Raw genomic sequence first — 21,327 nt, 5'->3', positions numbered from 1 at the left:
GGGGTTCTCTGACCTGGATCAGGTCAGAGAACTGCCTCGAGCCCCTTGCGTTCGATAATGTCGAGCAGGCGCTGCGAGGGGCCGCTGGGCCGCTTGTCACCAGTTTCCCATTTGCGGACGGTGGACGGGCTGGTATTGAGTACGGACGCCAACACGGCTTGGCTCAGCTGCAGGCGCTCACGCAAGGCCTTCACCTTGGCGGCGTCATAATCCTGGACCGGCTCCAGGCACAAAGCCTCGTACTTCTGCATCTTGCGCTTGTCTATGAAGCCCAATCGATGCAGATCGAGGGCACCTTCATGCACCGCTTCCATGATGCGGCTCTTGGGTCTAGCTTTTGCAGTCATCGGTAATCTCCAGCAGAGCGCCGTCGGCAACAGCGTTGTCCAGCTGCATGGCCGTGCGCTTGAGCCAGTCGGCAGCGTAATCTTGCAAGGCCTGTAGTTCCTCGTCGTGGATACTGTCGCGGTCGTTGTTCTCGAATCCGAATACGAAGATCCAGCGGCTTTCCTTGTTTGTGGCGACCAGCGTGCGAGCGCCGCCACGCTTGCCGCGCCCACCCAGTCCAACACGCTTCTTGACCACGCCGCTTCCGAGATCCGCGTCGATCAACCCTGCGGCCATTTCAGTGACGGCGTTGCACAGAATGACATCGGTCAGTTCCGTCTTGCGCATCCACCGCTGAAAATACCGGGTCTTGAAGACTCTGATCATAGCGCCTTTCCCTGCCACCAGGTGGCATAGTTTCATGGTGAGAAGGCGCACGGAAACCAACCCTGCCAGGAGCAGCGTGTCGCATCCTTCATGAAGAAAGTCTAAAAGGGTCGCGGCCGGAGTCGCTTGTCACCGGGGGCGTTCTTGTCACGGCAAACAGAGGCTCTAGCAGCCAGCCATGGCGTGCGGCTGGACTCAAGCCGGCGGACAGGCGTCTGCCTCCGCCTCTTTGGTCAGCTTTGCCGACAAAAAGAAAAAAACCCAGCCACCCCACAGGAGCGGCTGGGCGCAGCAGGAACCCATGCCCCGCCCTCGATAACGCCGATCAGCCCTTCAGCAGCAATGCATTCATGCGCTTGACGAAAGCCGCCGGATCGGCGATTTGCGCGCCTTCGGCCAGCATGGCCTGGTCCAGCAGCAGATGCGCCCAATCGGCGAACTCTTCGTCGGACGCGCTGCGGATGCGGCCGACCAGCGCGTGTTCGGGATTGATCTCGAGCACGGGCTTGACGTCGGGCGCTTCCTGGCCGGCCGCCTTCAGCATGCGCAGCAGGTGCGGGCTGAGTTCGTTCTGGCCCACCACCACGCACGCCGGCGAATCGACCAGGCGCAGGGTCACGCGCACTTCCTTCACCTGATCGGCCAGGGTCTGCTGCAGGCGCTCGACCAGCGGCTTGAAATCTTCGGCCACTTCGGTCTGGCGCTTCTTTTCTTCCTCGTCGGCCAGGTCGGCCAGGTCGAGGCCGCCCTTGGCCACCGAGACCAGCGACTTGCCGTCGAACTCGCGGAGGTACGACAGCATCCATTCGTCGACGCGATCGGACAGCAGCAGCACCTCGATGCCCTTCTTGCGGAAGATTTCCAGATGCGGGCTGCTGCTGGCGGCGGAATACGAATCGGCCGTCACGTAGTAGATCTTGTCCTGGCCTTCCTTCATGCGCGACACGTAGTCGGCGAAGGACACCGTCTGCGCGGCATCGCCGCCGTGCGTGGACGCGAAGCGCATCAGCTTGGCGATGCGTTCCTGGTTGGCCGTGTCCTCGCCCGCGCCTTCCTTCAGCACCTGGCCGAACTCGCTCCAGAACGCCGCGTAGTCCTCGGGCTTGTTCTCGGCCAGGTCTTCCAGCAGCGACAGGATGCGCTTGGCCGAGCCCTCGCGGATCGCGCGCACGTCGCGGCTTTCCTGCAGGATCTCGCGCGACACGTTCAGCGGCAGGTCGGCCGAGTCGATCACGCCGCGCACGAAGCGCAGGTACGAGGGCAGCAGTTGCTCGGCGTCATCCATGATGAAAACGCGCTTCACGTACAGCTTCACGCCGCGGCGCGCGTCGCGGTCCCACAGGTCGAACGGCGCGTGCTTGGGCACGTACAGCAGCTGCGTGTACTCGCTGCGACCCTCGACGCGGTTGTGCGTCCAGGCCAGCGGATCGTCGTAGTCGTGCGAGACGGTCTTGTAGAACTCGCGGTACTGCTCGTCGTCGATCTCGCTCTTGCTGCGCGTCCACAGGGCATTGGCCTTGTTGACGGTTTCCAGCTCTTCGGTCTTGGCCTGCTCGTTCTTCTCGGCGTCCCACTGTTCCTTCGCCATGCGGATGGGCAGCGAGATGTGGTCGGAGTAGCGGCGCAGGATCTCGCGCAGCTTCCAGCCGTTCAGCAGGTCGTCCTCATCGGCGCGCAGGTGCAGCGTGACGTCGGTGCCGCGGCTGGCGCGCTCGGCCTCGGCGATGGTGAACTCGCCCTGGCCATCGGACTCCCAGCGGATCGCCTGCGTGGAGCCCGCGCGGCGGCTGACCACCGTGACCTTGTCGGCCACGATGAACGACGAATAGAAGCCGACGCCGAACTGGCCGATCAGCTGCGCGTCTTTCTGCTTGTCGCCGGTAAGCTGGCTGAAGAACTCGCGGGTGCCGGAGCGGGCGATGGTGCCCAGGTTGGCGATGGCCTCGTCGCGCGACAGGCCGATGCCGTTGTCCGAGATGGTGATGGTGCGCGCGGCCTTGTCGTAGTCGACGCGGATGCCGAGTTCGCTGTCGCCCTCGAACAGTTCGGGCTGGTCGATGGCCTCGAAGCGCAGCTTGTCGCAGGCGTCCGACGCGTTGGACACCAGCTCACGCAGGAAGATTTCCTTGTTGCTGTACAGCGAGTGGATCATCAAGTGCAGCAATTGCTTCACTTCGGCCTGGAAACCCAGGGTTTCGGGTGCGGAAGAGGCGGCGGATTGGCTCATGGCGGTCCGGAATGTAGATGTCGGATTTGGGAAATTTGTTGCGCTGCGGTGTCGCCCTGGCGTGACGCTTCGGACGACGTGCCCAGTGTTGTGGGGTCGGGCGTGGGGTTTTTCAAGAGGCGAGATGGCGGCGTCCCCGCTCGTTCGCTCTCCCGGCATGCCCGCTGGCGCGGGACAGCGGCGCAAAGTCGGCATATAATCACTGGCTTCGCACCGCCCGCCGACGCATCGGCATCCCGGCGGCGCGCGCCTCGGCACCCCTTGCCGACGCTGCCCGAGTGGTGAAATTGGTAGACGCAGGGGACTCAAAATCCCCCGCCGCAAGGCGTGCCGGTTCGATTCCGGCCTCGGGCACCACAGATAAATCGAGCGCTTACGTCAGAACGCCTTCCCTTGCCGGAAGGCGTTTCGCATTGGCGGCGAGCCGTGCGCGCGCCCTTCGTTGGGGATGACGAAGGAGGCCTTCGCATGCGCCCGGTGCGCCTGGAAATCCAGGTATGAGCGACCGGACGCCGGCGACCGAGCCACGCCGACAAACAGACAGGGTGCTGAATCGTAAGACTACGGAACAGGTTGCAAAGCATCGGTCGGAGTATCCCGCTACTGTCGCAGCGGCCAGAATAGCGGGGCCATGCGTGACCCTCGCACCGCCGATCCGTTGTGCCCGGCGGCAGGCCGCCACGCGCCTGTAAGTTCGACGAACCGATATGCACGAACCCATGAAGTCGTCAGCGGATTTGCCAAGGCGACGCAAGCAACTGCAATCCATCATAGGGGGCAACGCGCGGGCCATTGCTGTCTTCCAGCGCATACTGGCGGGCGAGCAGCCGCTGGCAGAGACGCGCCTGTTGTTGGCCGAGCACAAGAGTCTGGATCTGATGGCGGAATATCGAATGCGGCTGGCTGAAGCGCAGGAGAAGGTGGCATCCGCACAGGCCGAGCTGGAGCAATTGGAGAGCCAGGAGCAAGGCACGCACGTCGCGCGCTTCCCGTCGCGCGAAGTCAGTGTTCTGAATCACCGCGACTTCTATATCGGAAAGGAGTTCTGGACCGAGTCGGGGCCCTGGCGCTGTACGGATGTGGGCACTAGGACGATCTGTGCCATCCGTTTGGTGGGAGACCCGCGCGGGTGGGCAGGCCCGCCGTATGGCGTACCTGAGGTCGTCTTCGACGAACGACATTTCTCGACCCCGCCCTGATTTGGCGGTTACGTAAGCATCGGTCACTGGCCTTGCTATTCCCGTTGCGGTTCTGTTCTCATGAATTTCCCTTGGCAACCGGAGAAAGGCGATGTCCGAATTTCCCTCAGCCTTGGTCGTCGCGGAACCGCACCCTCTGATCCGCACGTTGCTGTCCGACGCGCTCAAACGCCAGGGCATCCAGGCGTTACCCGTGGCGGACACGGACGAAGCTATCGTGGCTTTGGAAACCCGTGGCGATGTATGCGCAATCATCTGCGACGCTACCGTCGCCGGCACCCTGGACGGCTACATGCTGGCGTGGGCGTCCAACCAGCGTTGGCCCCTTGTGTCCTTTGCTTTGACGGCGGAGCATTTTTCGGCCGACCTTGAAAAGGTCCCGGACGATGTATTCGTCATGCGCAAGCCGTATGCGCTGTCCACCATGCTGACCTGGGCGGATCAGGCAAGGCGCGCCGCCGCTTTGCGGCGCGACACTCACCCGTAGCGGCACTGCCACATCAAAAAGCCGCTGCTGCCCGAGGGGCAGCAGCGGCTTTTTGCTTTGGTAGGTCCAACGGCCTTAAACGCGCGCTTCCTTCGAGCGCCAGTTCTGCGGCATCTCGAAACGGCCATCATCCCGCCTCGCACGCAGATACGGAAGCTCTTCCGGCGGCACGACCATCTGCAGCCACTGCGCATCCGCCGCCGGGTCCAGTCCGGGGCCGCCGTTGTTGTAGAGCGCGGCCTTGATGAACGACAGGTCGCCCTGGTTCATGATGTTCCACTTGCAGCGCTGCAGCGGACGCGTGGAGTAGATCTTCAGGATTGCCCGCTTGGCGCCGCTTTCGAGCAGCGGATTCCTCGCTTCGCCGGTAAGCATGCTGAGCATGCGAACGTAGAATGGCTGGCGCCCGCGCGCTTGTTCGGTCGCGTTTACGGCGCCCCACTGCGGCAGCGTACCGTTCATTTTCGCCACGTAGAAGCCTCGGCCGATCTGCCCCGTGGGTGGAAGGAACTTCTCCTGGATCCCTACGGTAAGTATGTTTACGGCCGAAGCCTCGCTGGTGCCGTGATAGCCAATGAAGTACATGCTGATCTTCCACGTCGAGTTGGATGGGGCAGGTCTTTCAGCGTCCGACTGTACCGGTTTTCGTCGGCCAGGCGTGAACTGTCCCCAGTTGAAAACGCCTGGATGCCCCGCTGCTCAGCGCGCCTTTGCGTTGTCGATGGTAAGTTTCGCCATCGCCGACCAGTCGAGTTCCCCCCAACCGGCGTCCACCGCTTCGCTCATGCGCGAGTGCACAGCCGCCAGCATCGGCAGCGCGCCGCTGGCCGCGCCCGCCGCTTCCTTCGCCAGGCGCAGGTCCTTCAGGCCCAGCGTGGCCTTGAATCCGGGCTCATGGTTTTCCGAGGCGATATTCGCCGAGTAGGTCTGGTAGGGACGGCTGCCGAACAAGGTGCCCAGGATCAGTTCGAAGAAGCTGTCCCGAGACACGCCGTTGGCCTCGGTCAGCACCACGGCCTCGGCCATGGCCTCGATGGCCATGGCGATCATCATGTTGACGGCGATCTTCGCCGCGTTCGCCGCGGGGGCTTCGTCGCCCATCGGCCAGATGCGCCCGCTGACTGCCTCGAGCGCCGGCCGCACGCGTTCGATCGCCGCCGGCGCGCCTCCCACCAGTACGTTGAGCTTGGCCTGCGCGGCAACGTCCGGCCGTCCCAGCACCGGCGCCGACACGAAGCCGACGTTGGCCTGCTCGTGGGCGGCGGCCAGTTCTTGCGCGAACGCGACCGAGATGGTCGAAGAGACGACATGGACCAGGCCGGGGCGCGCCGCGCCCAGCAGATCCGGATCCAGGATCACGCTGCGTATCGCCGCATCGTCCGACAGCATCGTGAAGACCACGTCCGCGTCGAAAGCCTCGGAAGCCGAACCCAGCATGGTGACGCCCTCGACCGAACCGCCCGACCGGTTCCAGGCCTGTACGAGGTGGCCCGCGGCCGCCAGGTTTCTTGCCATGGCGGAGCCCATCGCGCCCAAGCCTATGAAGCCGATATCCATATTTTCACCCGTTCGTTGAAGTTGAATGCTTGCCGTGCCGCTGCTTGAAGAAATACCGTCGGGGCGCGGCGCAGTCCGGCGCCAGTTGCCGCGGCCCATCCCCAATCACAACACAGACTTCCGGTACCGCACACTCTCTACCGCCAGCCACACCGGCGCGACGCGTTACATTGGACCCACGGCCTGCGCCACCAGCAGCCGGAACCTGCGATGACGACGATACAAGGCAGCCTGTTCGAAGAGGGGCCGTTCGATGCCTCGATACCGGGCCTGGTCTACCAGCCCGGGTTCCTGTCCGCGGCCGAGGAAAGCGAGCTGCTGGAGATCATCGCCACCCTGCCGCTGCGCGCGGCGCGCTACAAGGGATACCTGGCGCGCCGGCGGGTGGCCAGCTTTGGCGGGTCTTATGACTTCGACGCCAACCGGCTGCTGCCGGCGGCGGAGCTCGATACACGACTGGAACCCTTGCGCGCCCGCGTGGCGGCGTGGCTGGGGACGCCGCCGGAGAGACTGCAGCATGCCCTGGTGGCCGAATACGCGCCGGGCACGCCGCTGGGCTGGCATCGCGACGTGCCCGATTTCGAAATGATCGTGGGCGTGTCGCTGGGCGGCGCCGCGACGCTGCGATTCCGCCCCTATCCCTACGACCCCGGACTACGAAACAGAATGATGCGGCTGGAGGTCGCGCCGAGATCGATCTACCGCCTCGAGGCCGAGGCGCGCTGGAACTGGCAGCACAGCGTCGAACCGACGCGAGAGCTGCGCTGGTCCATCACGTTCAGGACCAGGGCCCCGAGGGACCGCTCGCGGCGCGGCTAGAACGCCCACACGCCCGCCTCGAGGATCTGGTACAGCCCCAGCACGATGAGGCTGATCATGAACCACAGTTTGAACACCGGCGGCGACAGCGCCTGGCGCAGACGCGTGCCGGCCCACATGCCAGCCAGCGCCGGCGCCAGCATCAGCAGCGAAGCGCCGGCCGCGCCCGACGCGTAGTCGCCGGTCAGCCACAGCCCCGCGGCCAGCGCCAGGGTGGACACCGTGAAAGACACGCCCATGGCCTGTATCAATCCGTCCTTACCCAGGCCCAGCGCCTGCAGATAGGGCACGGCGGGCACCACGAACACGCCGGTGGCCGCGGTGACGGCCCCCGTGACGATGCCCACCAGCGGACCCAGCCACGGCTCGGCGTTCGGATCGACGCGCGGCGCCTTGCCGAACAGGCCCCACAGCGCATAGGCCACCAGCGCCACGCCCAGCGCAGCGGTCGCCCAATCGCCAGCGGGCGCGCCCAGCAGCAAGGCGCCTCCCACCGTGCCCACGCACACGCCGACCTGCATGCCGCCGATGCGGCGCAACAGCGGCCCCAGCGCGACGAACGGCCGGCCCTGCCAGACGTTGGTGACGAACGAGGGCACGATCAGCAGGGCCGCGGCCTGCGCGGGCGGCATGGCCAACGCCAGCAGCGCCATCGAGATAGTGGGCAGTCCCAGCCCGACCACGCCTTTCACGATGCCGGCCAGCACGAACACCATGGCGATGAAGCCCCACGCGCCCGCGGGCAGGTGCGAGGTCATTACTGCGAGATCCATTCGCTTCGATCCCTTGTTCAGCGGCAGGCGCCCGGCGCTTGGCCGTGCGGCCGGCCCACCAGCGCGCGCGGCATGCTGGCCACGCTGCCGTTCAGCGCGGCCTGGCCCAGCCAATGGCGCGCCTCGCAAGGATCGGCCGACATACCGTCGCCATACAGTACGGGCCCGCCCAACAGGACCACCCCCAGCAGTTCCTGCGCGGGCAGGTGGCCGGCGCTTGCCGATGCGCGCAGCCAATACAGCAGGGCGGCATGGTCCTGCTCCGTCTGCGCTTCCAGCGCCAGGCCATACTGCTGCGCGGGCGTCAGGGCGTAGACGGCCTCGCGCGGGATATCGGCAGCGGCCCGTGGCCGGGTTTCGGCCAGCGCCAGCGTTGCGAAGCCGAGGGACGCTGCCGCCAGCCAGCCGCCGGCACACGTGGCGCCTACCCAGGCCTGAAACGGGATCTTCATGCTGTTCTCCTGGTAAAGGCCGCGGCGCGCGCCGCGCCTGCATGGCGCGGCGGGCCGGGGCTTGCGGCCACGACGCGTGCCCGATGCGGGCATTCTGCCAAGGAAGCGCGGGCCGGCGTTATCAGGAACTTCAGGAGCCAGGCTAAGGCAGCGCCTTAGGCTAATGCAGCGTGAAACTGGCGGACTGGGCGGCTCGCGAATCGAGCCCCAGGAACACGTTGAACTTGCCGGGCTCGACGTTGAAACGGCCCTGCGCGTTGTAGAAACCCAGCTGTTCGTCGCCGATCTCGAAGCTGACTTCGCGCGACTCGCCCGCCTTCAGGAATATCTTGGAAAAGCCCTTCAATTCCCTGACGGGGCGGCTGATCGACGCCACCGGGTCCTGCACGTACAACTGCACCACGGTCTCGCCGTCGCGGCGTCCCGTGTTGCGGATGGTGGCGCTGGCGGTCAACTGGCCTCCGCGGGCCATCTCGGCGCGCGACAGCTTCACGTCCGACACGTCGAACGTGGTGTAGCTCAGCCCATAGCCGAACGGATAGAGCGGGCCGTTCTCATGGTCGAAATAGCGCGACGTGTACTTGTTGGGATTCTCGGGATCGAAGGGGCGGCCCGTGTTGAGATGGTTGTAGTACAGCGGCACCTGCCCCACCACGCGCGGGAAAGTCATGGGCAGCTTGCCGGAAGGGTTGTAGTCGCCGAACAGCACGTCCGCGATGGCATGGCCGCCCTCGGTGCCGGCGAACCAGGTCTCCAGCATGGCATCGGCATTGGCATGCTCCCATTCCAGCGCCAGCGGGCGCCCGTTCATCAGCACGATCACCAGCGGCTTGCCGGTGGCCTTCAGCGCATGCAGCAGGCGGCGCTGGCTTTCGGGAATGACGATGTCGGTACGGCTGGAGGCTTCGTGGGCCATGCCCTGCGATTCGCCCACCACGGCCAACACCACGTCGGCCTTGCGCGCGGCCTGCACGGCCTCGGCGATCATGGCCTCCGCGGTACGCGAATCCACCTCGACGTCCTTCTCGAACTCGTTCAGATAGGTCACGACCTCGGCGTCGTCGATGACGTTGGCGCCCTTCGCGTAGAGCAGGGTCGCCCGGCCCGCGGTGGCCTCGGCCAGGCCCTGGTACACCGACACGGCCTGGCGCGCCTTGCCGGCCGCCGACCAGTTGCCCATGACGTCGCGCTGGCTCTTGGCAAGCGGGCCGATCACGGCGATGGTGCCCTGCTTCTTCAGCGGCAGCGTGTCGCCCTCGTTCTTCAGCAGCACCAGGCTGCGGCGCGCCACCTCGCGCGCGTCGGCGCGGTGCAGGCGGCTCTCGGCCTCGGTGTCCGCGGGATCGTCCTCGGCCCGTCCGATGTGGCGATAGGCGTCGCGGAACAGGCCCAGGTCATACTTCACGCGCAACACGTGGCGGACGGCCTCGTCGATCTCGGCCATGGAGACCTCGCCGCTTTCGACGAGCGGCTCGAGGTCCTTGCCATAGACCTTGTCGTTCATGCTCAGGTCGGTGCCCGCCTTGATCGCCAGTCGCGCCGCATCGCGGCCGTCGGCCGCCACGCCGTGCCGGATCAGTTCGAGAATGGCGCCGTGATCGCTGACGGTGATGCCCTTGAAGCCCCATTGCTTGCGCAGCAGCTCCTGCAACAGCCACGGATCGGCAGTGGCGGGCACGCCGTTGACGGCGTTCAGCGCCACCATCACGCCGGCCGCGCCGGCATCGATGGCGGCCTTGTAGGGCGGCAGGTAGTCCTGGTACATGCGCTGCGGGCTCATGTCCACGGTGTTGTAGTCGCGCGCGCCTTCGATGGCGCCATACATCGCGAAGTGCTTCACCGCGGCCATGATGGTGCCGGGCTGCGAAGGATCGTCCCCCTGCAGCGCCTTGACCAGCGTCGCGCCGATGCGCGAGGTCAGGTAGGTGTCCTCGCCATAGCCCTCGGAATTGCGGCCCCAGCGCGGGTCGCGCGAGATGTCCACCATGGGCGCGAACGTCATGTTCAGCCCGTCGGCGTTGGCCTCGATGGCCGAGATGCGGCCGCTGCGCGCGATCGCGTCCATGTCGAAGCTGGACGCCAGCCCCAGTCCGATGGGGAACACCGTGCGGTGTCCGTGGATCACGTCATACGCGAAGAACAGCGGCACCTTCAGGCGGCTCTGCATGGCCGCGTCCTGCAGCACGCGCATGCCCGGGCGGGTCACGGTGTTGAAGATGGCGCCGACCTGGCCCGAGCGGATTTCCTGCAGCAGGGCCTCTTTGTCCACGTTGGGGCCCGCGTCCACGCTGCGCAGGCGCAGCTGGCCGATCTTCTCCTGCAGCGTCATGCGTTGCATCAACTCGCTGACGTAGCGCTCGCGCTCCTGCTGGGCGGCAAGCGTGGGCGCGGTATCGGGGCCGGTGGAAGGAGAGGACGAAGCCTGCGCGGACAACGACTGTGCCGGCGGCGTCTGCACGCACGCGGCGAGCAATGCGGCAGCCAGCAAGGCCGGCAGCAGCCTGGGAAGGAATAGCCTGTTCATGTACGAGTCCCGGACCGGCCGGCATGGCGCCGGCTGCGGATATTCAAATCGCGCAGTTTGCCATACCGTACCCGCACCGTGTCCCGTGCGGATGCGGCCATGAACGCACCCGGGGCGCGCACGGACCGGCCGAAGCCGGCCCCACTGAGCGATGTCAGTCCTGCAAGTCGGCGGGCAGTTTGCCGCCGTTCTGGGCCAGCTTGGTCATCACCTGTTTGTGCAGCCAGATGTTCATTGCGGCGGAATCACCGGTATCGCCGGTGTAGCCGAGTTCCTGCGCCAGTTGCTTGCGCGCCGCCAGGCTGCTGTCCAGGCCCAGCAGCTTGAGCAGGTCGACGATGGACGTCTTCCAGTTCAGCTTCTCGGAATGCTTGGCCTGCATGCCGCTCAGCACGGCATCGACGTCGACCGGTGCGGCGGAGGCTGCCGGCGCCGCGGGAGCGGTCGGCGCCGCGCCAGCGCCAGGGGTAGTCGGAGTGCCGGGCGTAGCCGGAGCACCCGGCGCCGCGGAAGCGGCGTCGGTCGTCTGCGCAGGGGTGGGGCTGGCCCCCTCGGCGTTGGCGGGATGGTCGGACGGGAAGATCTTGTTGAGGATGGCTTTGAAAATGTTCATTTTCCGTATCTCCAGACAGCGACTGCGGGGCACAGTGAAAGGACGCCGCCACCGGACTCGAGCGGCAGCGCGTTCCAAGCATACCGGCGCGCCGCCGCAAGAAGGGCCGATGGACATAAGACGTTTCACTTCGCGCGTTCGCGCAGGCAGCGCCGCCCGACCGTCGCCCGCCGCATTCACTCGCGTCGCGGCTCCAGCTCGTTGCCCAGCACTTCGGCCGTATCCTCGCCGCCCGCCTCCTGCCGCAGACCTCGACGCGTGTGCCCCGCGGCGCGTGCGTCGCCGTCCTGGTCCGGACGGTCGGTCTGCACGGCCACGTTGGCCGGCGGCGCGTAGCCTTCCTTGTCCTGCCCGAAGTACAGCACCATGTGCGGGTACGGCAGCTCGATGCCGGCCGCGTCGAAGTGCTTCTTGACCAGCCGGTTGTAGCCGCGCTGCACGGCCCACTGCATGCCCGGCGCGGTCTTGATCAGCACGCGCACGGTCACGCCCTTCTCGTTGACGGCCGTCACGCCGGCCACGGTCATCTCTTCCAGCACCTCGGGCGCCAGCACGGAATCGGTCATCAGTTCGGCGAACGCCGCGCGCAGATGTTCGATCGCGTCGTCCACGCTTTCGCGGTGCGCGATGGTGTACTCGCCCAGGTGATACGAGAAATCGCGCATGTGATTGGTGACCACGTCCACCGACGAGAACGGCACCAGGTGATAGGCGCCGTCCAGCGTGCGTATGCCCACCGACCGTATCGTCATCTTCTCGACGGTGCCGAACACGCCGGCGACCTGCACCACGTCGTTCTCGTTCATGCCGTTTTCCAGCTGGATGAAGACGCCCGTGATGATGTCCTGCACCAGCTTCTGCGCACCGAAGCCGATGGCCAGGCCGACCACGCCGGCGCCCGCGATCAGCGGCCCCACATCGATGCCGATCTGCGACAACACCACCATGGTGGTCATGGCGACGATCACGATCAGGGCGGCATTGCGGAACAGCGCCAGCAGCGTGCGCTCGCGCGCGCTGGGCATGGCCCGCCCTTCGCTCTGGCTGAGGCGATGCTCGATGATGCTGGCGATCACGGTCCATGCCAGTGCCGCGATCAGCAGCACGATGCCCACGTTCAGCACGACCTTGATGGCCGCAGCGCCCGCCTCCGAGGCCAGCCAGCGGGACAGGTCGAAGGCGCGCCATGCGTCCAGGATCAGCAGCAGCACGACGATGCGGATGATCCAGCCGACCAGCTTCAGGCCGGCCGGCACATAGGCGTTCACGCGCGCTTCGAGCAGCGGCAGGCGCCGGCGCAGGTCGCCCGACAGCTGGATGGGCTTGGCCAGCACGGTGTTGAGCAGCAGGATCAGCAGGCTGCCCACGCCGATGGCCAGCAGCGTCTGCGCGGTGGCGCGCGCCATGAAGGGCAGCGCGTTGGTAGGATCGATCTGGCTGACGACCAGCAGGACGGTGAAGTAGCCGATGCCCAGCACGTGCCAGACGCGCGACAGGAAGCGCAGCCGCGTGCCCAGGAAAGTGGCCGCATGCGTCGCGCGGCGCTCGAGGCGCTCGCGCACCGCCACGCGGTTCTGCCAGATGACGCGCACCGCATACACGTACACCGCCAGCATGATGACCATGCCGGCCAGCCGACCCAGCGCGGGCGACAGCGCCACCGACATCACCGGATCGACCAGCAGCGTGCCGTAGCCGGCCGCCGCCACGATGCGCACCAGCCAGCCATTCCAGTACCTCGCCAGTTCGTCCGACATGGGCAGCAGGCGCAGATGCGGATGGCGCACGGCGAACACCGTGCGGATCAGTACTTTAACGATTTCCACCGACAGGAAGGCCTTGAGGAACACCGCCGCGAGCGGATCGAGCGCGCCGCGCGCGGGCGTACCCCACAGGCCCGCCGTGCCGCCCGCCATGGCCGCCAGCATCACGACGCCAACGTCGATGGCCAGCGCCCCCACGATGGCGCCCGCGCGCCGATACAGCACGCGCATCGACGAGGGCGCGCCAGGCTGGACAGGCGTCTCGGGCTCGCAGCCCTGCGCCGCGACCCAGCGGTCGATGCGCGTATAGATGCGCATCGCGACCAGCCTCAGCAGCATGAAGGCCAGCAGCGTGGTCACGCCAGCCAGCGCCAGCGGCATCAGCGCGCGGCCCGCGGTGTCGCCGTCCATCCGCAGGGTCTCGCCCGATGCCAGGGCGCGCATGTCTTCGACGCCCTGCCCCATGTCGGCGGCCACACCGGTCAGAAAGCGCTGCACGCCGTCGGCCATGCGTTCCTGCAGGCCAGGCTCGGATGGCTGCGCAGCAGGCGCAGCGGCGGGTGCGGACGCGGCCGACGCGCCAGGGGCGTCCGGCGCGGCCGGTTTGGCCGGTCCGCTCGTCTGCGCACGCAGCGAGTCGATCAACGCCTGGCGCGCCTCGGCATTGTCCAGAAGATCGGCCAGCGCCGCGGGGTCGAGCGTGGCCGCAGGGGCTTGCGCCGACTGCTGCGGTTGCGCCGACATGGCGATGCGAGGCAGCGACAGGCAACTGAGCATCGTCGCCAGCAGCAGAGCAATCAACCATAGGCTCTCGCGCTGGCGCCGCCACAGGCGGGCGGCATGACTCCGTGGATGGAGAAAAACAGATGCTCTCGTCGCGAATCGAACCACTAACAACTCTCCTGGGACACCTTGAAAAAAGGGGCGAGATGGATTTCCCGCCCGACCGCTGCCTCGATGATAAAGCCCCGCGCGGTCATCTCCGTGCGCCCTTGCCGGCTTTAGAGGAGACCGCCGGCACAGCGGCCTGCCGCGCCGCATCGAGCAGCCACGCCTCCACCGCCTCGGCGGCCCGTGACCGCGCACTTTGTGCGGGACGCAGCACGAAGTACGCCAGTCCCTCCAGGGCCGGTTCGAGCCGCGCTTCCAGCAGGCCCAGTTCCAGTTCGTCGCGCACCAGCACCATGCTGACCAGCGCCACGCCCTGGCCCGCCACGGCGGCCTGGATGGCGTGGCTTTCATCGGAATAGCGGATGCCCGTGCTCACCTCCAGCCTCGTCTGCCGCGCAGCGCGCGCCCATGCGGCCCAGGTAAGCTCGACCGGCAGCCTGCGGTGCCAGTCGAAGTGGATCAACGCGTGCTTGCGCAGGTCTGCCGGACGCGCCACCCGCAGTGCCGGACTGGCCACGGGCGCATAGCGATCGCGCATCAGCAGCGTCGACCGCATTCCGGGATAGTCGCCCGCTCCATAGCGTATCGCCAGGTCGGCGCCGCCGCCTTGCAGGTCCACGGGGTCGTCGGATGCGTGCACGCGCAGATCGAAAGACGGATGCGCGGCCTGGAACGCCGCCAGGCGCGGCACCAGCCAGCGCGCCGCGAAGGCCGGCGTGGTCGACAGCGTCACCGACGGACGCGCGCGCGGACGCAGGCGCTCGACGCCGGCCGATATCGCGGCGAACCCTTCATGCACGGACTGGTACAGCGCCTGGCCCGCCGGCGTCAGCTCCACCGCCCGCGTCTTGCGCACGAACAGCCGCAGGTCCAGGTCGTTTTCCAGCACGCGGATGCGGTGGCTGATGGCCGTGGCGGTAACCGAGAGTTCTTCCGCGGCCTGCTTGAAGCTGCGCAGGCGCGCCGCCGCCTCGAAGGCGCGCAGCGCCGAGAGCGACGGCAGGCGGGCGCTGACCGCGGACGGCGTCATGCCCCCCGCCATGAATCACTTTGCATCATGTGTCGGCTGATAAACCATCGATTGTCGTGCATTTCATCTCCCCCCAGACTGGCCATATGCATGATTTTTCATCATGCATTTTCAACCGGAGATCCGCACCATGTCCACTCTGCTGCACATCGACTCGAGCGCTCGCGGCGGCGCATCGGGCGCCCAGCCCCACGGTTCGCACACACGCCGCTTGACGCAGCGTTTCGTTCGGCAGTGGCGCACGGCCCGCCCCGCCGATACGATTCTCTATCGCGACGTCGGCGCGCATCCTCCCGCGCCGGTCACGGGCCGATGGATACACGCCGCCTTCACCCCCGCGGCGCGGCGCGAACCGTGGATGCACGACCTGCTGGCCTGCAGCGATGAACTGGTCGACGAACTGCTGGCCGCCGACATCATCGTGGCCGGCGTGCCCATGTACAACTTCGGTCCGCCCGCGCAGTTCAAGGCGTACATCGACAACATCGTGCGGGTCGGCCGCACCTTTGGCTTCGACCGCAATCGGCCGGGCGAACCGTACTGGCCCATGCTGGCCGGGCAGGGCAAGCGACTGGTGCTGCTGTCCTCTCGCGGTGACTATGGCTACGGCCCAGGCCAGCGCATCGCGCATCTCAACCACGTCGAGACGTCGGTGCGCACGGCTTTCGCCTATATCGGCATCACCGACGTACACAGCGCCGCCATCGAGTACGACGAGTTCGGGGACGAGCGGCTGGACGATTCCATCGGCCGCGCGGAAAGGGCCGTGGACGCGCTGGCGCTGCAATTGGGGACGAACTCGGGAGCCACGGCAGGGCATGGAATTTGCTGAATACAGGCGTTTCCACCCGCCAAGGAGCCCGCGCATGAACCGGATGCAAGCATTCCGCATCGACCGCTTCGGAGGACCGGAAGTTCTACATCGCGAGCACGTCACCGTGCCCGCGCCACGCGACGATCAGGTGCTGGTGAAGGTGGCCGCGGCCAGCCTGAATCCCGTCGATGTCAAGACGCGGTCCGGCGGGTATCCGCCGGTGCAGGAAGCGCAACTGCCGTACACGCTGGGACGCGACTGTGCCGGCATGGTGCAGTCGTCGGGCGACCAGCACGGGCCGTTCCGCGCGGGCCAGCCCGTGTACGCCTTCATAGGCCAGGGCCAGGGCTCATATGCCGAGTACGCGCTGGTGCCGCGCGAGGCACTGGCGCCCAAACCCGAATCGCTGGATCTCGTCGAAGCCGCGGCCGTGCCGCTGGCCGCGTTGACCGCCTGGCAAGGCCTGTTCGACCATGGGAGGCTGCAGCCCGGACAAACCGTGTTGATCCACGCGGCCTCCGGCGGCGTGGGCCATTTCGCGGTGCAGTTCGCGAAGGCGCGCGGGGCGCACGTCGTGGCCACCGCATCCGGCGAGGCCGCCGAATTCGTGCGGTCGCTGGGCGCCGACAAGGTCATCGACTACCGCAGGGCGCCGTTCGAACGGCATACCGGTCCCGTGGACATGGTGTTCGACCTGGTCGGCGGCGATACGCAGGACCGCTCGTGGGCCGTATTGAAGGATGGAGGCGTGTTGGTGTCCACCGTGTCGGCGCCGTCGGCCGACGAGGCCGCCGCGCGCGGCGTGCGCGCGGTGCGCTACACGGCGCGCGCCGACGGCGCGGAGCTGGCCTTGATAGGCCGGTTGATCGACGCGGGTTGCGTGCGCGTGCACGTATCCGAGATCTACCCCTTCGACGCCATGCAGCAGGCCTTGCATCGCCTGGAAGAAGGCCACAACCGCGGCAAGATGGTGGTGCGGCTCTAGGCAGCACCCTGCGCCCTGCGCAACCGCAGCGATCAGCGCGCCAGGCGGGCCAGCATGCCCAGCATGGCCGAGGCGCCCTGCACGTCGTCGAGACTGCCGTTGGGAGTCGCCTGGTCTACCAATCGCGGCAGCATGCCCGCCAACGATTCGAGCACGTCGCCGCGGTCACGGCCGCTGTCGGCGGCCACGGCATCGATCACGCCAGGCTCGATTACCGAAGCCAGCTGCTGCGGCGTGATGGGCAGGTTCTGGCCCGTGCCGATCCATGACTGCACGATCTCGCCAAGGCCGCCGCGTTCGAACGCCGCGATCAGGCCGGGAATGCCGCCGGGATACTTCGCCAGCTGTTTCAGCACGGCGGGCATGAGGCCGCCGCCTTCGCCGGGCGATCCGGAAGTGAGCGAGGTAAACAGGGAATCCAATAAACCCATGGAGCAGTAATCCTTCGAATGCAGGCCGGGCAGGCCGTATGAGGCGCGCGGCAGCGCCGCGCGACCGCAAGCATACCGGGCCTTGCCGCGCGTGCCCGAGCAAAGAAATGTGAACGCCGCAATGCCGGTATTTTTTCATATCCGGTAGGCAGGCCCGCCGGCGGGCGGCCGAGCGGGATGCGAATACAATCGGCCGGATGTCTTCCACTGCCTGCGGCGTCGACTTCGGCACGTCCAATTCCACCGTGGGCTGGCACAGCGCCGGCCGCCCCGCCTTGCTGCCCCTCGAGGACGGCAAGCCCACCCTGCCGTCCGCGGTCTTCTTCCACACCGAAGAGATGCGCACCAGCTACGGCCGCGCCGCGATGGCCGACTATCTCGACGGCTACGAAGGACGGCTGCTGCGCGCGCTCAAGAGCGTGCTCGGCACCTCGCTGATGGATGGCCACACCGAACTGATGGGCGGCGCCACGCCGTTTCGCGCGCTGCTGGCACGCTTCATCCTCGAACTGAAGCGCCGCGCCGAAGCCTCGGCGGGCCGCGAGTTCAGCCAGGCCGTGCTGGGCCGGCCCGTGTATTTCGTCGACGACGATGCCAAGGCCGACCGCAAGGCGCAGGACACGCTGGCCGAGGTGGCGCGCGAGGCCGGCTTCGCCGAGATCGCCTTCCAGTACGAACCTCTCGCCGCCGCCTTCGAGCTCGAATCGCGCATCGCGCGCGAAGCGCTGGTGCTGGTGGCCGACATCGGCGGCGGCACGTCCGATTTCACGCTGATACGGCTGGGACCGCAGCGCGCCGGCCAGGCCGACCGCCGCGACGACATCCTCGCGCATGGCGGCGTGCACATCGGCGGCACCGACTTCGACAGGCATCTCAGCCTGGCGCGCGTCATGCCCGAGCTGGGCCTGGGCACGCAGCTGAACAGCGGCAAGGATATGCCCTCCACCCAGTATGGCAACCTGGCAAGCTGGCACACGATCCCGCTGGCCTACTCGCGCAAGGTCTGGGCGCAGCTGACCGAGCTGTACGGCATGGCGGCCGACAAGGAGAAGGTGGGCCGCCTGCTGGCGCTGGTGCGGCAGCAGGCAGGCCATTGGCTGGCCCTGCAGGTGGAAGAGGCCAAGATCACGCTGTCCGAGGCGCAGCAGGCCCGGATCTCGCTGGAGCGCGTCACCGCCGGCCTGCAGGTGGACGTGGCGCGGCCCGAGTTCGAACGCGCCGTGGATGGCCTGGTGGCGCGCATCGAGGACACGGTGCAGGCCCTGCTGCGCAGCGCGGGCACGTCGGCCGACGCCGTGGACGCCCTGTTCTTCACGGGCGGATCCAGCAGCATCCCCGTGCTGCGCCGGCGGCTGGCGGCGCACTTCCCGCAGGCCCGGCAGCTGGAGGGCGACCGGTTCGGCGCCATCGGCATCGGCCTCGCGCTGGACGCCAGCCGCCGCTACGCCTAGCGGCTGCGTAGCCGGCTGCCGCAGCCCGGCAGCCGCCTTGCCCCGGGCGCGACGCTTACTTCAGGATGTCGCCCACGCACATGTACTTGATCTCGACATAGTCGTCCATGCCGTGATGCGAGCCCTCGCGGCCCAGGCCCGACTGCTTCACGCCGCCGAACGGCACGTGTTCGCTGGCCAGCAGGCCGACGTTGACGCCGACCATGCCGCTTTCCAGCGCTTCGGTCACGCGGAAGATGCGGCCCACGTCGCGGCTGTACAGGTAGGCGGCCAGGCCGAACTCGGTGGCGTTGGCGGCGTCGATGGCTTCCTGGTCTTCCTTGAAGCGGAACACCGGCGCCAGGGGCCCGAAGGTCTCTTCGCTTGCGCACAGCATGTCCGCGGATGCATCGGCGACGACGGTCGGCTCGAAGAACAGCCCGCCCAGGCGCTTGCCGCCGGTGACGACGCGTCCGCCCTTCTGCAGCGCGTCGGCCACGTGGCGTTCGACTTTGTCCACCGCGCTGGCCTCGACCAGCGGCCCCTGGGTGACACCGTCGTCGAAGCCCGAACCCACCTTCAGCGCCTTGACGGCAGCGGCCAGTTTCTCGACGAAAGCGTCGTAGACGCCGTCCTGCACGTAGATCCGGTTGGCGCACACGCAGGTCTGGCCGGCGTTGCGATACTTGCTTTGCATCGCGCCTTCGACCGCGCTGTCGAGGTCGGCATCGTCGAACACGATGAAGGGCGCATTGCCGCCCAGTTCGAGCGACATCTTCTTCACGGTGGGCGCGCTCTGCGCCATCAGGATGCGGCCGACCTCGGTCGAGCCGGTGAAGCTGATGTGGCGCACCACGTCGCTCGCGCACAGTTCCTTGCCCACGGCGATGCTGTTCGAAGAATCGGCGGTGATCAGGTTCAGCACGCCCGCGGGGATGCCGGCGCGCAGCGCGAGCTCGGCCGCCGCCAGCGCGGTCAGCGGAGTCAGTTCGGCCGGCTTGACGATGACGGGGCAGCCGGCCGCCAGCGCGGGCGCGACCTTGCGCGTGATCATGGCCAGCGGGAAGTTCCACGGCGTGATGGCGGCGCACACGCCGATGGGCTGCTTCAGCACCAGCAGGCGTCGGTTGTTGTCGAAGGTCGGCAGCGTCTCGCCGTTCACGCGCTTGGCTTCCTCGGCGAACCATTCGACGAAGCTGGCCGCGTAGGCGACCTCGCCGCGCGCTTCGGCATACGGCTTGCCTTGCTCGGCGGTCATCAGGCGGCCCAGATCGTCCTGGTTGGCCATCAGCAGGTCGAACCACTTGCGCAGGATGACGCTGCGCTCCTTGGCGGTCTTGGCGCGCCATGCGGGCCAGGCCGCGTCCGCGGCCGCGATGGCCTCGCGAGCCTGCTCCGCGCCCAGGTTGGCCACGTCGGCCAGCTTGGCCCCGGTGGCCGGGTCCAGCACGTCGAAGCGCGACGGGCCCGCCACCCAGCGGCCGCCCACCAGGGCGTCGGTCTTGAGCAGCGAGGGATCTTTCAACAACTGCAAGGGCGAGGTAGTCATGGCGATGGTGTGTGGTGTGAAGGTGGCCGATCTTACCGTAGGCCGCGCGCCGAAACGCATGCGCGACCAGCGGTATAGTGCGGGCAACCGCAAACGGAGCCGCGTCCCCTCATGGCCATCACGACCGACAGCGTTCTTTCCCGCCTGCGCCTGAAGCAGCTGGGCCTGATGATCGCTCTGGACCAGCACCGTTCGCTGCGCCGCGCGGCCATGGACCTGTCCATGACCCAATCAGCCGCCAGCAAGGCGCTGGCGGAAATCGAGAGCGTGATGGGCGGACCGCTCTTCGAGCGCAGCCGTACCGGCATCTTGCCCAACGACCTGGGCCGCTGCGTCATCCGCTATGCGTGGCTGCTGCGGGCCGACGTCGAGTCCATGTGCCAGGAAGTGGCCCGCATCCAGCTGGGCCGCGGCGGGCACCTGTCGGTGGGCGCCATCATGGGATCCGTGCCGAATGTGCTGGTGGACGCGGTGGCTGCCCTGCGCGAGGCCGAGCCGGACGTGTCCATCCAGATCCTGGAGGACACCAGCGCCCGGCTGCTGGGCATGCTGGACCAGGGCCAGCTGGATCTGGTGCTGGGCCGCACCACGGTCAGCACTAATCCCGGCCAGTACGAATACCGCCATCTGCGCGAAGAGCCGCTCTGTATCGCGGTCGGCCTGGGCCATCCGCTGGCGCGCGCCCGCAAGGTGCAATGGAACGACCTGCGGCGCTACAGCTGGGTGGTGTATCCCAGCCGCATGCCGCTGCGCGCGCTGCTGGAACGCGAGATCGCCGATGCCGGGATGGCCTTGCCTTCGAACCTGATCGAGACGTCCTCGGTCTTTGCCACCGTGACGCTGCTGCGCCGCTGTACCGACCTGGTGGCGCTGCTGCCCGAAGAGGTGTGCGCGCATTTTCGCGAGCACGGCATGCTGCGCGTGCTGCCCATCGCGCTGGTATCGCGCGGGCAGCCGTTCGGGCTGGTCACGCGCGCCGGCGCGCAGCCCTCGCCGGTGGCGCAGCGCTTCATCGACATCCTGCTGCGCCAGCGGCCCGCCGCGACGCCCGCATAGCGGGCCCGCCGTG

20 protein-coding genes and 1 tRNA gene are annotated in these 21,327 nt (G+C 67.3%); 8 read left to right on the top strand and 13 right to left on the bottom strand.

Features of this window, described 5'->3' with window-relative positions:
- Positions 1 to 23: 23 nt before the first annotated feature.
- The 3 genes from CAL15_RS02695 to htpG form a co-directional block, all read right to left on the bottom strand.
- Positions 24 to 347, bottom strand: a complete 324-nt coding sequence (locus CAL15_RS02695; protein ID WP_086077222.1) for a helix-turn-helix domain-containing protein — start codon at positions 345 to 347, stop codon at positions 24 to 26.
- Positions 331 to 714: a type II toxin-antitoxin system RelE/ParE family toxin gene (locus tag CAL15_RS02690; RefSeq protein WP_086077221.1), complete on the bottom strand. Its 384-nt coding sequence runs from the start codon at positions 712 to 714 to the stop codon at positions 331 to 333. Before CAL15_RS02690 ends, CAL15_RS02695 begins: the two co-directional genes overlap by 17 nt.
- Before the next feature lie 325 nt (positions 715 to 1,039).
- Positions 1,040 to 2,941, bottom strand: coding sequence for a molecular chaperone HtpG (gene htpG / locus CAL15_RS02685; RefSeq protein ID WP_086077220.1), 1,902 nt, complete (start codon positions 2,939 to 2,941; stop codon positions 1,040 to 1,042).
- Positions 2,942 to 3,213: 272 nt separating this feature from the next.
- On the opposite strand from htpG, the gene CAL15_RS02680 reads away from it, so the two are divergent.
- From CAL15_RS02680 to CAL15_RS02670, 3 genes are all read left to right on the top strand, one after another.
- Positions 3,214 to 3,298 (top strand) — tRNA-Leu (locus tag CAL15_RS02680).
- 350 nt (positions 3,299 to 3,648) lie between these two features.
- Positions 3,649 to 4,140 carry a hypothetical protein gene (locus CAL15_RS24495; RefSeq protein WP_198299275.1) on the top strand — a complete coding sequence of 164 codons (492 nt, stop codon included), beginning with the start codon at positions 3,649 to 3,651 and terminating at the stop codon, positions 4,138 to 4,140.
- A 91-nt stretch (positions 4,141 to 4,231) separates the two neighbouring features.
- A complete protein-coding gene (locus CAL15_RS02670) occupies positions 4,232 to 4,627 on the top strand; it encodes a hypothetical protein (RefSeq protein WP_086077219.1) in 396 nt (131 codons plus the stop codon).
- Positions 4,628 to 4,702: 75 nt separating this feature from the next.
- Here the strand turns inward: CAL15_RS02670 and CAL15_RS02665 are convergent, their stop codons facing one another.
- Together CAL15_RS02665 and CAL15_RS02660 are read right to left on the bottom strand one after the other, a co-directional pair.
- Positions 4,703 to 5,212 carry a hypothetical protein gene (locus CAL15_RS02665; RefSeq protein WP_086077218.1) on the bottom strand — a complete coding sequence of 170 codons (510 nt, stop codon included), beginning with the start codon at positions 5,210 to 5,212 and terminating at the stop codon, positions 4,703 to 4,705.
- Between the two features lie 114 nt (positions 5,213 to 5,326).
- Positions 5,327 to 6,184, bottom strand: a complete 858-nt coding sequence (locus CAL15_RS02660) for an NAD(P)-dependent oxidoreductase (RefSeq protein WP_086077217.1) — start codon at positions 6,182 to 6,184, stop codon at positions 5,327 to 5,329.
- Positions 6,185 to 6,394: 210 nt separating this feature from the next.
- Here CAL15_RS02660 and CAL15_RS02655 point away from each other — a divergent pair, with 210 nt between their 5' ends.
- Entirely contained in the window at positions 6,395 to 7,003 is a 609-nt protein-coding gene (locus CAL15_RS02655; RefSeq protein WP_086077216.1) for an alpha-ketoglutarate-dependent dioxygenase AlkB, read from the top strand.
- Here CAL15_RS02655 and CAL15_RS02650 read toward each other — a convergent pair.
- The 6 genes from CAL15_RS02650 to CAL15_RS02625 all read right to left on the bottom strand — a co-directional run bounded on the left by CAL15_RS02650 (position 7,000) and on the right by CAL15_RS02625 (position 15,049).
- Complete coding sequence (locus CAL15_RS02650; RefSeq protein WP_086077215.1) at positions 7,000 to 7,776, bottom strand: sulfite exporter TauE/SafE family protein; 777 nt, start codon at positions 7,774 to 7,776, stop codon at positions 7,000 to 7,002. The two genes, CAL15_RS02655 and CAL15_RS02650, sit on opposite strands and share 4 nt — an antisense overlap.
- Positions 7,777 to 7,793: 17 nt before the next feature.
- Complete coding sequence (locus tag CAL15_RS02645; protein ID WP_232468102.1) at positions 7,794 to 8,228, bottom strand: sel1 repeat family protein; 435 nt, start codon at positions 8,226 to 8,228, stop codon at positions 7,794 to 7,796.
- Positions 8,229 to 8,388: 160 nt separating this feature from the next.
- Positions 8,389 to 10,752 (bottom strand): beta-glucosidase BglX, encoded by a 2,364-nt coding sequence (gene bglX / locus CAL15_RS02640; RefSeq protein WP_086077214.1) that lies wholly within the window; start codon positions 10,750 to 10,752, stop codon positions 8,389 to 8,391.
- Positions 10,753 to 10,906: 154 nt separating this feature from the next.
- Positions 10,907 to 11,365, bottom strand: a complete 459-nt coding sequence (locus tag CAL15_RS02635) for a DUF3597 domain-containing protein (RefSeq protein WP_086077213.1) — start codon at positions 11,363 to 11,365, stop codon at positions 10,907 to 10,909.
- 176 nt (positions 11,366 to 11,541) lie between these two features.
- A complete protein-coding gene (locus CAL15_RS02630; RefSeq protein WP_086080888.1) occupies positions 11,542 to 13,905 on the bottom strand; it encodes a mechanosensitive ion channel domain-containing protein in 2,364 nt (787 codons plus the stop codon).
- A gap of 199 nt (positions 13,906 to 14,104) precedes the next feature.
- Positions 14,105 to 15,049, bottom strand: a complete 945-nt coding sequence (locus CAL15_RS02625; protein ID WP_086077212.1) for a LysR substrate-binding domain-containing protein — start codon at positions 15,047 to 15,049, stop codon at positions 14,105 to 14,107.
- Positions 15,050 to 15,179: 130 nt separating this feature from the next.
- Here CAL15_RS02625 and CAL15_RS02620 point away from each other — a divergent pair, with 130 nt between their 5' ends.
- Together CAL15_RS02620 and CAL15_RS02615 are read left to right on the top strand one after the other, a co-directional pair.
- Positions 15,180 to 15,881: an FMN-dependent NADH-azoreductase gene (locus CAL15_RS02620; RefSeq protein WP_086080887.1), complete on the top strand. Its 702-nt coding sequence runs from the start codon at positions 15,180 to 15,182 to the stop codon at positions 15,879 to 15,881.
- Between the two features lie 34 nt (positions 15,882 to 15,915).
- Positions 15,916 to 16,848 (top strand): NADP-dependent oxidoreductase, encoded by a 933-nt coding sequence (locus tag CAL15_RS02615; protein ID WP_086077211.1) that lies wholly within the window; start codon positions 15,916 to 15,918, stop codon positions 16,846 to 16,848.
- 32 nt (positions 16,849 to 16,880) lie between these two features.
- On the opposite strand, the gene CAL15_RS02610 is transcribed toward CAL15_RS02615, so the two are convergent.
- On the bottom strand, positions 16,881 to 17,279 hold the full coding sequence (locus tag CAL15_RS02610; RefSeq protein WP_086077210.1) for a YidB family protein: 399 nt from the start codon (positions 17,277 to 17,279) through the stop codon (positions 16,881 to 16,883).
- A gap of 197 nt (positions 17,280 to 17,476) precedes the next feature.
- Here CAL15_RS02610 and CAL15_RS02605 point away from each other — a divergent pair, with 197 nt between their 5' ends.
- Complete coding sequence (locus CAL15_RS02605) at positions 17,477 to 18,730, top strand: Hsp70 family protein (RefSeq protein WP_086077209.1); 1,254 nt, start codon at positions 17,477 to 17,479, stop codon at positions 18,728 to 18,730.
- Between the two features lie 55 nt (positions 18,731 to 18,785).
- Here the strand turns inward: CAL15_RS02605 and CAL15_RS02600 are convergent, their stop codons facing one another.
- Positions 18,786 to 20,264, bottom strand: coding sequence for an NAD-dependent succinate-semialdehyde dehydrogenase (locus tag CAL15_RS02600; RefSeq protein ID WP_198299219.1), 1,479 nt, complete (start codon positions 20,262 to 20,264; stop codon positions 18,786 to 18,788).
- A gap of 105 nt (positions 20,265 to 20,369) precedes the next feature.
- On the opposite strand from CAL15_RS02600, the gene CAL15_RS02595 reads away from it, so the two are divergent.
- Positions 20,370 to 21,314 carry a LysR family transcriptional regulator gene (locus CAL15_RS02595; protein WP_086077207.1) on the top strand — a complete coding sequence of 315 codons (945 nt, stop codon included), beginning with the start codon at positions 20,370 to 20,372 and terminating at the stop codon, positions 21,312 to 21,314.
- Positions 21,315 to 21,327: the final 13 nt, after the last annotated feature.

This window comes from Bordetella genomosp. 13, from assembly GCF_002119665.1.
Lineage (GTDB): Bacteria > Pseudomonadota > Gammaproteobacteria > Burkholderiales > Burkholderiaceae_B > Bordetella.
Note: the sequence above shows the minus strand (reverse complement) of the source record. Positions and strands in the feature narration are given on the sequence as shown.

Bases quoted from the DNA above. Each gene is read 5' to 3' on its own strand.
- CAL15_RS02695 (WP_086077222.1), bottom strand. From the start codon at position 347: ATGACTGCAAAAGCTAGACCCAAGAGCCGCATCATGGAAGCGGTGCAT.
- CAL15_RS02690 (WP_086077221.1), bottom strand. From the start codon at position 714: ATGATCAGAGTCTTCAAGACCCGGTATTTTCAGCGGTGGATGCGCAAG.
- htpG (WP_086077220.1), bottom strand. From the start codon at position 2,941: ATGAGCCAATCCGCCGCCTCTTCCGCACCCGAAACCCTGGGTTTCCAG.
- CAL15_RS24495 (WP_198299275.1), top strand. From the start codon at position 3,649: ATGCACGAACCCATGAAGTCGTCAGCGGATTTGCCAAGGCGACGCAAG.
- CAL15_RS02670 (WP_086077219.1), top strand. From the start codon at position 4,232: ATGTCCGAATTTCCCTCAGCCTTGGTCGTCGCGGAACCGCACCCTCTG.
- CAL15_RS02665 (WP_086077218.1), bottom strand. From the start codon at position 5,212: ATGTACTTCATTGGCTATCACGGCACCAGCGAGGCTTCGGCCGTAAAC.
- CAL15_RS02660 (WP_086077217.1), bottom strand. From the start codon at position 6,184: ATGGATATCGGCTTCATAGGCTTGGGCGCGATGGGCTCCGCCATGGCA.
- CAL15_RS02655 (WP_086077216.1), top strand. From the start codon at position 6,395: ATGACGACGATACAAGGCAGCCTGTTCGAAGAGGGGCCGTTCGATGCC.
- CAL15_RS02650 (WP_086077215.1), bottom strand. From the start codon at position 7,776: ATGGATCTCGCAGTAATGACCTCGCACCTGCCCGCGGGCGCGTGGGGC.
- CAL15_RS02645 (WP_232468102.1), bottom strand. From the start codon at position 8,228: ATGAAGATCCCGTTTCAGGCCTGGGTAGGCGCCACGTGTGCCGGCGGC.
- bglX (WP_086077214.1), bottom strand. From the start codon at position 10,752: ATGAACAGGCTATTCCTTCCCAGGCTGCTGCCGGCCTTGCTGGCTGCC.
- CAL15_RS02635 (WP_086077213.1), bottom strand. From the start codon at position 11,365: ATGAACATTTTCAAAGCCATCCTCAACAAGATCTTCCCGTCCGACCAT.
- CAL15_RS02630 (WP_086080888.1), bottom strand. From the start codon at position 13,905: ATGCTCAGTTGCCTGTCGCTGCCTCGCATCGCCATGTCGGCGCAACCG.
- CAL15_RS02625 (WP_086077212.1), bottom strand. From the start codon at position 15,049: ATGACGCCGTCCGCGGTCAGCGCCCGCCTGCCGTCGCTCTCGGCGCTG.
- CAL15_RS02620 (WP_086080887.1), top strand. From the start codon at position 15,180: ATGTCCACTCTGCTGCACATCGACTCGAGCGCTCGCGGCGGCGCATCG.
- CAL15_RS02615 (WP_086077211.1), top strand. From the start codon at position 15,916: ATGAACCGGATGCAAGCATTCCGCATCGACCGCTTCGGAGGACCGGAA.
- CAL15_RS02610 (WP_086077210.1), bottom strand. From the start codon at position 17,279: ATGGGTTTATTGGATTCCCTGTTTACCTCGCTCACTTCCGGATCGCCC.
- CAL15_RS02605 (WP_086077209.1), top strand. From the start codon at position 17,477: ATGTCTTCCACTGCCTGCGGCGTCGACTTCGGCACGTCCAATTCCACC.
- CAL15_RS02595 (WP_086077207.1), top strand. From the start codon at position 20,370: ATGGCCATCACGACCGACAGCGTTCTTTCCCGCCTGCGCCTGAAGCAG.